Origin of the sequence: Peribacillus sp. NPDC076916 (assembly GCF_050269675.1) — a bacterium.
GTDB classification, from domain to species: Bacteria; Bacillota; Bacilli; order Bacillales; family DSM-1321; genus Peribacillus; species Peribacillus aracenensis.
Genome location: NZ_JBNNIU010000010.1, coordinates 147346 through 158675, shown reverse-complemented (window position 1 = coordinate 158675; position 11330 = coordinate 147346). Strand labels below are relative to the sequence as shown.

10 protein-coding genes and 1 pseudogene are annotated in these 11330 nt (G+C 37.2%); 3 read left to right on the top strand and 8 right to left on the bottom strand.

The window, feature by feature from the left end; genetic code table 11:
• The 7 genes from ACQKFG_RS22470 to ACQKFG_RS22440 all read right to left on the bottom strand — a co-directional run.
• A partial coding sequence (locus ACQKFG_RS22470) for an enoyl-CoA hydratase/isomerase family protein (protein ID WP_427563062.1) occupies positions 1–326 on the bottom strand: 326 nt, incomplete at its 3' end.
• 31 nt (positions 327–357) lie between these two features.
• Positions 358–1926 (bottom strand): AMP-binding protein, encoded by a 1569-nt coding sequence (locus ACQKFG_RS22465; RefSeq protein WP_427563059.1) that lies wholly within the window; start codon positions 1924–1926, stop codon positions 358–360.
• A gap of 42 nt (positions 1927–1968) precedes the next feature.
• The gene (locus ACQKFG_RS22460; RefSeq protein ID WP_427563056.1) at positions 1969–2427 is read right to left on the bottom strand and encodes an SRPBCC family protein; all 459 of its coding nucleotides are present in this window, start codon (positions 2425–2427) and stop codon (positions 1969–1971) included.
• 473 nt (positions 2428–2900) lie between these two features.
• Positions 2901–4160 carry a benzoate/H(+) symporter BenE family transporter gene (locus ACQKFG_RS22455; RefSeq protein ID WP_427563054.1) on the bottom strand — a complete coding sequence of 420 codons (1260 nt, stop codon included), beginning with the start codon at positions 4158–4160 and terminating at the stop codon, positions 2901–2903.
• Positions 4161–4783: 623 nt separating this feature from the next.
• Positions 4784–5356, bottom strand: a complete 573-nt coding sequence (locus ACQKFG_RS22450) for a DJ-1/PfpI family protein (RefSeq protein WP_056519773.1) — start codon at positions 5354–5356, stop codon at positions 4784–4786.
• Between the two features lie 55 nt (positions 5357–5411).
• Entirely contained in the window at positions 5412–6125 is a 714-nt protein-coding gene (locus ACQKFG_RS22445; protein ID WP_427563050.1) for an iron-sulfur cluster assembly protein, read from the bottom strand.
• Between the two features lie 75 nt (positions 6126–6200).
• Positions 6201–7226: an amidohydrolase family protein gene (locus ACQKFG_RS22440; RefSeq protein ID WP_048689574.1), complete on the bottom strand. Its 1026-nt coding sequence runs from the start codon at positions 7224–7226 to the stop codon at positions 6201–6203.
• Between the two features lie 513 nt (positions 7227–7739).
• Here ACQKFG_RS22440 and ACQKFG_RS22435 point away from each other — a divergent pair.
• From ACQKFG_RS22435 to ACQKFG_RS22425, 3 genes and pseudogenes are all read left to right on the top strand, one after another.
• Positions 7740–9755, top strand: coding sequence for a sigma-54-dependent Fis family transcriptional regulator (locus tag ACQKFG_RS22435; RefSeq protein WP_427563047.1), 2016 nt, complete (start codon positions 7740–7742; stop codon positions 9753–9755).
• A 125-nt stretch (positions 9756–9880) separates the two neighbouring features.
• Positions 9881–10114, top strand: a pseudogene (locus tag ACQKFG_RS22430) (6-phospho-3-hexuloisomerase); the annotation flags it as partial.
• Between the two features lie 136 nt (positions 10115–10250).
• A complete protein-coding gene (locus ACQKFG_RS22425) occupies positions 10251–10967 on the top strand; it encodes a 3-ketoacyl-ACP reductase (protein WP_427563044.1) in 717 nt (238 codons plus the stop codon).
• A gap of 172 nt (positions 10968–11139) precedes the next feature.
• On the opposite strand, the gene ACQKFG_RS22420 is transcribed toward ACQKFG_RS22425, so the two are convergent.
• Positions 11140–11277 carry an IS3 family transposase gene (locus ACQKFG_RS22420; RefSeq protein WP_427563077.1) on the bottom strand — a complete coding sequence of 46 codons (138 nt, stop codon included), beginning with the start codon at positions 11275–11277 and terminating at the stop codon, positions 11140–11142.
• Between the last annotated feature and the right edge of the window lie 53 nt (positions 11278–11330).

Below are 11330 nucleotides of genomic sequence, written 5' to 3'. Positions count from 1 at the left end.
CCCTGCAGCTGAGCGATGACAGGTTTTGGAGAGCGTTCAGGAGCAGCCACGTTTTCGGCTAAATGGGAAAGCTTTTCTTGATGGGTCGCCATAAATTCTGGGATGCTTCCTCCTGCACTGAAGCATACATCTCCTGCTCCTTTGAGGATAATGACACGCACTTCATCATCTTGATTCAAACCATCAAAAATCTCTGTCAGCTGTTCTCTGCCTAGCATACTGATATAATTCATTTTCTCTGGACGATCGAACACGATTGTTGCCGTTTGTTTTTCTGCATTTTTCTCTACCCGAATATGGTCATACGTTTGCTCTGCTATAGTCATTTGTTATTTCCCCTTTTCTATTTTTAAATTTTTATTGGCTGATAGCTTCACTTTCATTGTGCGGTGCATCAATATCACCCTCGCGCAATTTACGGCGAAGAATTTTCCCTACAGGACTTTTTGGAATCTCTTTTACAAACGTATACTTACGAGGCCTTTTGAAATTTGATAAACTGGGTAGATTCTTGCAAAATTCATCCAGTTCTTGCTCTGTAACAGAATCGTCTTTAGCAACAATATAAGCGGTAACAATCTGTCCCCAGCGCTCATCAAGCTCCCCAATTACGGTAGCTTCCCTAACTTTTGGATGTTGAGTCAGACAATCCTCGACTTCTAATGGATGAATGTTTTCTCCCCCAGAGATAATCATATCGTCTACCCGGCCAACAACGAATAAGTCACCGTCTTTATCAATAAAGCCAATATCTCCTGTAAAATACCAGCCATCTCGAATAGTTTTATCCGTCGCCTCCGGGCGATTCCAATACCCTTTAAAGGCTTCAATGGACTTCAGATTCGCAATAATTTCACCGACTTCTTCTCTCCCAACAATATCATCAGGAGTAGAATGACCGTCTGGATCTGCTTTTACCAGGCGAATATTTTGATGAATCCCCGGTTTACCTGCACTGCCTGGCTTTTTATGTACATCAGGGCAGATGGTAAACGTATATACCTCCGTACTGCCGTAATGATTTACAAACAGTTTTGGTTTAATTAACTCCACACATTGATTTACTAATGTAGTGGTCATTGCGGCACCAGCATACCCGATTTTTTCAAGCTTGGCAAGGTTATACCTGCCAAAATCTGGGTATGATAACATATCATGAAAAAGCGTCGGTACTAAATAAAGGGATGAAATTTTTTCTCTTTCTACAATTTCGAGTGCCTCACCAGCATCAAAGTCTAAGTTTGATAAAAGAGCAAACTTTCCATTTAAAAAAGTCATAGAGAGCAACGAACGAACACCCATTGTATGATAAAGCGGCATTACTCCTAATGTACTTTCCCACAATTGGTACTGGTTTTGGACGATATGTGCCATAGCCGAGGCATATTCATTCCTATGCGTTCGTGGTACTCCCTTTGGACGTCCTGTTGTACCGGATGTGTATAGCATTATCGATATATCATTCTCATCTAGAATTGGCCTTTGATAGCTTCCTGGGCTTCTGTCTAATAGTTCCGGATAAGAAATATCCACGCCATTATCATTTTCAACACCAATCAAGATTGGTCTTTCGAGAAAGTTCGCACCTGACACAGCACTTTGACTGGTTGATTCAAAGATGATGGCCTTCGCTTCAGAATCGTTTACACAATACTCGACCTCTTTGGCGGATAAGCGGTGGTTTATTGGAGTATAGATTGCACCAATCTGTTGTATTGCCCAGTAAACCATAACATTTTCCTGTCTGTTCTTTAGGATGACAACAACACGGTCCTGTTTTTGAATGCCTAAACGCTGCAGAGAGGCAGCAACTTTTTCTACTTCCTTTTGTAATTGGGCATAAGTATAAGATTTCAGGCCTTGAACGAGAGCGATTTGATTTGGATAGCGTTCAACCGCAAAATCCAATAATGTACCTAAATTCATAAAAATATCTCTCCTTTCTCCCCTTGATGGTTCATTACTTATTTAATTGGTAACTTCAGCCTTTTTTAATTCTTTCCCAAATTTTTTGAAGAAGTCTTTAATAACCAGTTTAGATACGCCTCCTAGCATTCGTTGACCGACCATCGCAACTTTTCCTCCCACTTCTGCTTCAAAGCTGTAAGAGAGAACAGTGTTGTTTTCATCTACTGATTCAAGAGTAATATCTGCGACAGCTTCTATGCTTCCAGGCCCTCCCTCACCTTTAACGATCATTTGATAAGATATCGGTTTATTAATATTCGCTAATTCAATTGTTGTAGAGTAATCACCTTTTACTGATGCAACACCCATTGATATATCAGCTTCATATTTATTTTCTTCAACTAACTCCAATTTTTCGCACCCCATGATGCATCTCTTGAGCACCTCTGAATCTAATAACACATCCCAAGACTGTTCAATTCCTGCTGGCAAATTCAAACTCCCTTTACCTTCCATCATAAACTCCTCCTATCCTATCTTTAACAACGTTTTCAAGAAAGCGATTTCAAATAATGATAAATAATAAATGAAAAAAAAGTATTGCATTAATAAAATGGATTGTTTTAATTGTGATTTCACCTTCCATTACTAGCATAATAATCTATAAACTTACTTTCCATTTTCAAAATCTAGTATAAATCACTTAAAATATTTCTTATTATTTTGAAGATTCAATGATTACCTTCTAAAATTTCGCACAGGCTTTTAACTTTTTCAGCTTAATATAAACCTTGGAGAATACCATTTTCGCCAAAGTTTTTACTATGCCAACATGTTCCCATAACATTGTATAAATGGAAAGACGCTTAGTGTAACAATTTCACCCTAATGTCATTTTCTATTTCTCCATGCTTCCATTACATCCTCCTCTTTTAAAAAAACTAAATAAGAGTCCAAAGGGGAGCTTCATAAATCCCAAGCCCTTTATATTGCTATGCAATCTTTTCTCCATCTTTTTTTGAATCCATTTTAGTTTTGCTGTAGTCCTCTCGATCAAGTAATAATGAAACGACAAATCCTACTAATAGAGCCCAGAAAGCTGCACCGACAGTAAATACTGTTACATTAGAAATGGCTATAAGAAATGCTACCATGGCTCCATTTTTAAATTTCCCGTTGAAAGCCCCGGCAAATGTACTTATAAACACGTTAAAAATAGCAAGACCACCGAGCACTGAAAGCAATTGACCAGGAACCACCGTCGAAACTGCAATAACCATCCCGGCTACTAAACCAAAACATATCCAAAGTAATCCATCAAAAGTTGCGGCTACATATCTCAATTTTTTATCCTCACCTGCTGCATCGCTAGAAACCATAGCAGTACTTGGTCCAGCTATAACAGTTGGGTGTCCTCCAAAAAGAGAGTTAACGATTGTACCAATACCTGGAAGAGTAAACATTGCATTGATAGGAGGTTTATATCCTGTAGCAAATAGCACCCCGACAGCCTGCATATTCTGAACACCAATTATCAGTATAATTAAGGGCAACGTTAGTTCTAATGTTGCTTGAATACTAAAATGAGGTACTACAAATATAGGTTGAGCAAATGAAGGTTGTATCGACCCCCAGTTCGTTTGCCCAAGGGCTGTAGCGATTATCGCTCCTATTATTATTGCTCCTAGAATAGGCGGGAATTTTCTTGAGAATTTTTTCATCGCCATCAAGAGGAAGAAGACTGCAAAAGAACTCCCTGCAACTGCTGGTGCCTCTACCACAGCCTGTATTGCTTTGATACCAAAAGATAGAAGGACACCAGCAATCATTCCTAGCATAACCGGAAGAGGAATTAATTCTATTACCTTCTTGATTACCCCTGACAATCCAAGAATTATAACTACTATTCCAGCAACAATAGATGCACCAATTGCCTCATTAAAGGGTATATGCTTTAAGGCATTACCTATTAATATTGCACCAGGTATGCTATAGGCCACCACAATAGGTATACGATAGCGAAGTGACATGATAATCGTAAATATACCTCCCGCCGTATAAATAATAAACAACCAAGAAATTGCCTGCTCAACAGAAAGATTCCCTTCTTTAGCTGAATTCATTACAATTAAACCTGGCCCCATAATGCTAAACAATGCAGCAACCAAACCAGTTCCAAGAGCAGCGGGGGTTAAATTACTAAAAAAATCCATAATGTTTTCCCTAACGTCTGTACCTCTTTCGATACTCATTTTGGAAACCTCCTTTTTTATCATTTCATTGGACAGAAAAAGATTCTGTCTCTGGCCCCAGACCAGCTCCTAGGACGGAATCTAAAACGGAAGACTATTACTTTTGGTCATTAGCTAACGAGATAGTGGCCAGAGATATACGTTTTCCTTTTATCGTCCACGTTGTCATCCCTCCTATTTTATGAATCAAATCCCCCCAAAAAAGAAAGCGTTCACAAAAAAGATAAGGAAAATCTTATAAAGATATTTGAATTAGAGTTAATCCTCCCTAATAACAGAATAATCAATTAATATATATCAGTCTTTTAAAATCTTACTTTTCTTATTTTAAAAAAAATCTGTCAAACAATATATGTTTATTTAGCTTCTTCTTTAAGATCAAAAGGGGGAACAAGTAATCTGGATGACTTTTAATTACTCTTTGATATAGATCAACGAACATGCCTGTCATTTGAATGAGGGATTATGTTCAATAAAGTGGAAGCCGTCTTAATAAATTCAGCCATAAATATTGTTCAATTTAAAAAGGATTGCCAGTGGCAACCCATTTTTCTCAATATTAGTATTCTCACTCATATTAGCTTGAAAATAATGGAGGAAATGTTTCAGTCCTTTTGACTTATTTAAACAGAAGCTTCTTTTTTAACATTTAGTAATTTAAAGAATTCTTTCATAAAACCTGGGAGATCTGGCCAAGCATGCCCTGACACGATATTTCCATCAACATGAAGCATTTCTTCCACGTATGTAGCTCCTGCAGCTTCTATTTCGGGTCTACATGCCGTATAAGCTGTCATCTCCCTGCCCTTTATATATTCTCTTATCGTTGTTAATACCAGTTGTCCGTGACAGATAACTCCAAGTGGTTTATTTTCTTTTAAAAAATGGGCGGTTATATCTTGTACTTTTTTATTCATACGAATATATTCAGGAGCACGGCCCCCAGGAATAATAAGTGCGTCATAATCAGTAGGTTCAATCTCATCAACCGAGGCATGAGATTCAATTTTATATCCCCATTTCTCTGTAAACGTTTCCATTTCAGGTAAAAAATCATGAACAACTGTCTGGAGACTTTTTTTCACAGGTGAGGCAATTGTGCAATTAATATTTTCTTCGATACATCTATAATATGGATAAAATACTTCCAATGCCTCTACAGCGTCACCAGTTATAATAAGAACGTTTTTACTCATTTTTCATCACATTCCTTTTCTGAAATTTTTTTAAAATTCATAAGCATCCTTAAAATTATATTTTCGTTAATGTACTTTCATCAGCGGAAGGCAAATTATATCGAGCCTCTAATAAACCGCGACAATAATGAGCATTAAACTCCATATTCATTCGTGATCCTTTGGCACCTCGCAGATAATCTGCAAATCCTTCTTCAGTTATCTCTTTATCTTCAGGAGTTGTTATGGCTAGTAGATTTAAGTGATTCGACGTTTTTTTCATTTCTAGGTATTTTTCTCTAAGTAACTTCCCTTCTACAGATAAAGGCAGTTCATATAGCTCTTGGAGAGATAAACTGATGATTTCTTTCTTTGACATGCCATTTTGAAGTAAATATCTTATAAGTTTCTCTTGCCTTGCATAGAAAGCTTTTATCTGGAAAGTCTTACGTAATTCATCAAGATCTCCATCAGATAAACTACTAAAGGATTCGCTAAAGGATTTACCTGAAGTTGCTCCTTGGTTGATTTCATCCGAAGCACAGTGATCTAATAAAGTTACTTTAACTTCATTTACCCAGTCTAATTCAGTCACATACTTCAGTATATCTTCGGCCATGATATATGCGAAGTTAGGTGAACACCAGTAAGTTGGTAATCGAAAAACTACTTCGACATCGTTTTCTTTTATTACCGTGTGATCGATAAATCCTAATTCAGTTAAAGGCTGATCCAATTCTGGATCATAAACTTTATCAAGCATGCTATAAACCTGTTTTTCTTTGTTCATAAAGTTCGATGCACCTCTCTTTTTCAATGATCGAGACAAAACTTTAACATGACTCAACTGGTCTATTGATTGAGATTAAACCATTATATGTGAAGCTAATTCGCATTTTTGCAACTTAGCTTTTTGAGCCTCGATATCAATATTATAGAGTCTGGCTGCATTACCGCCTAAAATTTTCTTTTTTACATTCAAATCAAATGTTACGCCTGTTTCCTGTTGGATATCTTCAGGAAGCTCAAAATCTACGAATTTTTCGATAAGCCATTTTGGTTCCCATATTCCATAATCACTCCCGAAAAGGATGCGATCCTCATCCAGCCAGTACAATAACTCACTTATGATTTCTGCAAAATATCGAGGACGTTGATGGATAAGTGATATGGCTACAGCTAATCCCCCGTATACATTTTTCTCTTGTGTTGCAATCCAACAAAAATCTTCCAGTCTAGGCAACCCAACATGCTCTACGATAAAATTCAGTTCTGGAAAAGTACTTGCAGCATCATCAACGTCCGCTACATCAAAAGCGTCGCGATTAAGCGGTGTGACCGTTGGACCTTTATGGATATGAATATTTTTTATTCCCAGATCAAGGCATTTTTGCAGATAACGCTGAGACCACGGATCAGACAGCTTATACCCTTTAGAATCGCCATACCAATCAGCTGTATAAAGTTTTATACCTTGCCAACCGTATTTCAATTTCATCGCTTCTAGATTTTCTAACCCGCGCTCACCATGTCGAGGATCAAGCGTCCCATTACATATAAAACGATTTGGATATTTTTTTGAAAGGGCATCATTCACATCAAAATCTCCAAACCCGTTTTTGTAAAACTCCTTAAGATATACCGGTTGAAAAATAGCCATATCAGCATATCCTTTTACAATGACATCCTGTACCAACGTTTCAGAGCCATATTTCTCAAATTTTTCCCTTGGCCAAAAATATTCTTCAGGACTCAAGTTCTTATGATAATCATAGAAACAACTAATAAACTGTTCACCATGTATGTTTAGCTGGTTTTCCTTGCTTCCATCCCAAATTGCCACATGAGAATCAATAACAAAAATTTCTTCCCCGCTTTTCGTTTTATACAACATTATCACCCCTTCAAGTTTCGCCTTTCTCTTTACTTCATTGCAAATACTGTGCCAAAACTTCCTTCTTTACTATCAAAAATTATTAAATACAAGCAAGAGTGCCTCTATTCCGATATTTATCAGGCTCTAAATAATTGGAAATTTGGAATGATAACTATAGATTTAAATAAAAATATTGAAAATTCTGTATTTTTATTCTAATGACATATGATGCATAAAGCGACACTGTATCTAAAAGTGACGATCGTAATTAAGCAAAGTGCGACACACCTAACTTATAAGTTTGATTAAATATAGAATAGTAGATTATATTTTGAGAGTGGGACAGCATAGAGGAGATTAACGATATTGATAATTTAGATAATTGGTATATAATATGTGTAACTATATTTCCAACGTGATAGAGAACTTTTTATTATCAATCACTTAAAAGTATTGTAAGCGTTTACTGAAAGGTCAGGGTGATTTCAGAAACATGGCACGTACTTACATTAAAAGGAAGGTACCGGTATGAAGAACCCATATATTTCGTTGGATATTTCCTCTTCACCGAAGACTGAAAAAGATAGAATCGAAAGAGCCTGGGAGAATTTTATATCCGGCCAAAATTTAGGATCTGAAGTGAGATCCTTAACTTATCAATCTTGGGAGCGCTCTATTCGTCATGGAGTACACCCCACCAAAGGGAGAGCCCCACTGGTTCTGTCACAAGATGAAATACAAGAATATCAAACAACCCACACGTTCTTTTCTATTTCAGAATCCCTTCTACCAAAACTTAAAGAATCAGCAATAGATTCAGGTCACTTAATTGTGATTTGTAATCATAAAGGAGAATTATTATATCTAGATGGAAATGCCTCTCTCAAAAAGAAAGCCGAAAATATGAATTTTACAGCAGGGACTTCATGGTCAGAGAGCTATGTAGGGACAAATGCTATGGGCACTTCTTTGGCTACAGGAGTCCCTATGCAAGTCTTCGCGGGAGAACATTTTTGCCAACCTGTTCATAATTGGGTATGCTCAGCCTCGCCGATTAAAGATCCTGCAACACAAAAGGTTCTTGGAGCGGTCAACTTAACGGGTATTTGGGACGTGGTACATCCCCTCTCTCTATCCGCTGTTGTTTCTATCACTCAAACAATCGAAGAAAAGCTCCAAAGCCAGCTCAAATTTGAGCACTTTTTGCTACTTGAACATTATATTGAAACAACTCGTAAAAACCCCAGTAAAATAGTGGCTGTGCTCGATCGTGGACATCAAGTCATTAAAGCCTCCACCCAATGGTATGACAAAGGTTGGATTGATAACAATAACCGATTAATAAAATCGTTATCAGATTGCAGTGGCACAGAAGTCATGAAAGACGGCTGGATTTTTGAGTCAGTCCCTTTCTATCATCAAGGATTCCCTATTGGTTATATGATACATGCGATTTCAAAAGTCAAACCTTTAAATAAAACGAGATTTAGTACAAAGTACTCCTTCATAAATATGATTGGGAAATCTCCGGAATTCCAATCTGTTATCGATGAGGCGCATACAATGGCCAATCTGGATTTACCCGTTTTAATTGAGGGAGAGAGTGGTACTGGAAAAGAGTTATTCGCTCAATCCATACACGCTTATAGTCATCGATCTGAAGCTGCTTTTGTAGCTGTTAATTGCGGGGCAATTCCAAAAGAACTCGCAGCTAGCGAATTATTCGGTTATGAGGAAGGCACTTTTACAGGAAGTATAAAAGGTGGCCGTGCCGGAAAATTCCAACAGGCTGAAGGAGGAACAATTTTTTTAGATGAAGTTGGCGAGATGCCACTAGATATACAGACCATGTTTTTGCGCGTGCTTGAAGAAGGAGAAATTGTGCGAATGGGTGGAAGAGAACCGATAAAATTAAATGTACGGGTAATTGCTGCAACAAATTGTAATTTAAAAAAAGCCTGCGAGGAAGGCACTTTTCGTACAGACCTTTACTACAGGCTTAATATCCTTTCCTTGCAAGTCCCCCCACTGCGTGAAAGAACAGGGGATGTCCCCCTATTATTAAATCATTTTTTGACAAAAACCTGTGAAGAAATTAGGAGACCACCACTTAAAATAGGCGACCAAGACATGTTTGTCTTAGAGCAGTATAAATGGCCTGGGAATGTACGTGAATTAAGGAATTTTGCCTACAAAGTGGCCATAAAGGCAAATGGAAATGTAATCACAAACAGTGATTTCCCAAAAGAAATCGGACTATCTAAAAGGATAATAAATTATTCAGCGACAGAAAATACACATCAAAAATTGAATAAAAAAGAACAGCCATTAATACTTACTAATCCTTCCTCATCCCAAGAAGAATCAGTGAATTATCCAACCTCTTTAAAACAGCAAGAATTGCATATGATTCTTATGGTACTTAATGAGGCAAATGGAAATGTTACAGCGGCTGCAAAAAAACTTGGCATTCATAGAAGCACAATTTATAGAAAGCTCGGGCGGAATACTAAAAATGAAGGTTTATCTAATAACAATGGATAATGAAAAACCAGGATGTCCTTTCTTGATTTCACTATGTTTATTGGGAAAATTATAAGTTCTGCCGTTTTTAATTCCTTATTTCACAAAGGATCTGATAATTAAAAATCATCAGTATAGTTAACACTGCAACTGTTACGATATTCCCTGATTCCATTATTGGACAGTTAGCCGATATCACCATTAAATTGCCTGGATCCCCAAAAGACCAATCAGAGGGCGATTATAAAACCATCCAACCAATGGGCTCACTATTTGAGCAGACCCTTTTACTTTTTTATGATGCCGTCATCTTGAGATTCATGAAAAAAAAGGGATTAGATACCAATAAGATGTATGGCAGACATGCCAACCTTGAATAAAACATAGTTCTAAGAATGTAATAACCAAAAGACCGCAGACATACTAAAGAATTTTGCGGTCTATTGGTTAGTCTTTAAAACATTATTTTGTTATTATTAACAATTGTTCTAAAATTTTTTAAAAAGGAATGATAGCATGATTTCATTAAAAGGAAAAACTGCTTTAATTACTGGGGCAGGCAGAGGAATCGGGCGTGCTACTGCGATTGCTTTAGCAAAAGAAGGAGTTCATTTAGGATTGATTGGATTAACGATGTCAAATCTTGAAAAGGTAACCGCGGAACTAGAGCAATATGATGTGAACGTTTCAGCAGCAACAGCAGATGTAGCCGATCTTGAAGCAGTTCATCGAGCTGTCGAACACATCAAATCAGACCTAGGTTCTATTGATATTTTAATCAACAATGCAGGTATAGCTAAATTTGGCGGTTTTCTTGATTTAACTCCTGAAGAATGGGAAAACATCATCCGAGTAAACTTGATGGGTGTATATAATGTAACAAGAGCCGTTTTACCTGATATGATTGAAAGAAAATCAGGAGATATTGTGAATATCTCCTCAACTGCGGGCCAAAAAGGAGCACCTGTTACAAGTGCTTACAGTGCTTCTAAATTTGCAGTTTTAGGACTAACGGAATCACTCATGCTAGAGGTAAGAAAGCATAATATCCGTGTAACGGCTTTAACACCAAGTACAGTTGCAACAGATTTGGCCATTGAAACCAATCTTATTAGTGGAAATCCTGAAAATGTTATGCAACCAGAGGATTTAGCAGAGCTGCTTGTAGCCGGGTTAAAGCTTCATCCAAGAGTCCTAGTAAAAACTTCAGGATTATGGTCAACTAATCCATAATTTGAGAAGCGATCGACTCTTCTTGTCTATATTGGTTAAGAAGTGGGAACCTAGTTGTAAAGTGTACCCTTTGTAAAGGACATTTTAAAAAAAGTGATTACGCAGCCTAAAGAAGATGATCTCTGTATTGTGGAGTGACCCCAATCAAATAGACAGAAATAAAAAAGACCAATTAAGCAACCTGAGTTCTATATTGATATGGACTCAGGTTGTTTAATTTTTTCTGGAAGCTATGATGGTTATAGAATCGAATATATATACTTACAGCACCTCGAACTTCTAGAGGTACCGAAAGAGTTCTTTTAGAAATACTCCGATTTTAAATGACTTATGAAATTCTCCATACAAGCGTTATCCCAGCAG

What these genes read in the sequence shown, in the direction of transcription:
- ACQKFG_RS22465 (WP_427563059.1), bottom strand. Translation starts at nt 1,926, where the DNA reads ATGAATTTAGGTACATTATTGGATTTTGCGGTTGAACGCTATCCAAAT.
- ACQKFG_RS22460 (WP_427563056.1), bottom strand. Translation starts at nt 2,427, where the DNA reads ATGATGGAAGGTAAAGGGAGTTTGAATTTGCCAGCAGGAATTGAACAG.
- ACQKFG_RS22455 (WP_427563054.1), bottom strand. Translation starts at nt 4,160, where the DNA reads ATGAGTATCGAAAGAGGTACAGACGTTAGGGAAAACATTATGGATTTT.
- ACQKFG_RS22450 (WP_056519773.1), bottom strand. Translation starts at nt 5,356, where the DNA reads ATGAGTAAAAACGTTCTTATTATAACTGGTGACGCTGTAGAGGCATTG.
- ACQKFG_RS22445 (WP_427563050.1), bottom strand. Translation starts at nt 6,125, where the DNA reads ATGAACAAAGAAAAACAGGTTTATAGCATGCTTGATAAAGTTTATGAT.
- ACQKFG_RS22435 (WP_427563047.1), top strand. Translation starts at nt 7,740, where the DNA reads ATGAAGAACCCATATATTTCGTTGGATATTTCCTCTTCACCGAAGACT.
- ACQKFG_RS22425 (WP_427563044.1), top strand. Translation starts at nt 10,251, where the DNA reads ATGATTTCATTAAAAGGAAAAACTGCTTTAATTACTGGGGCAGGCAGA.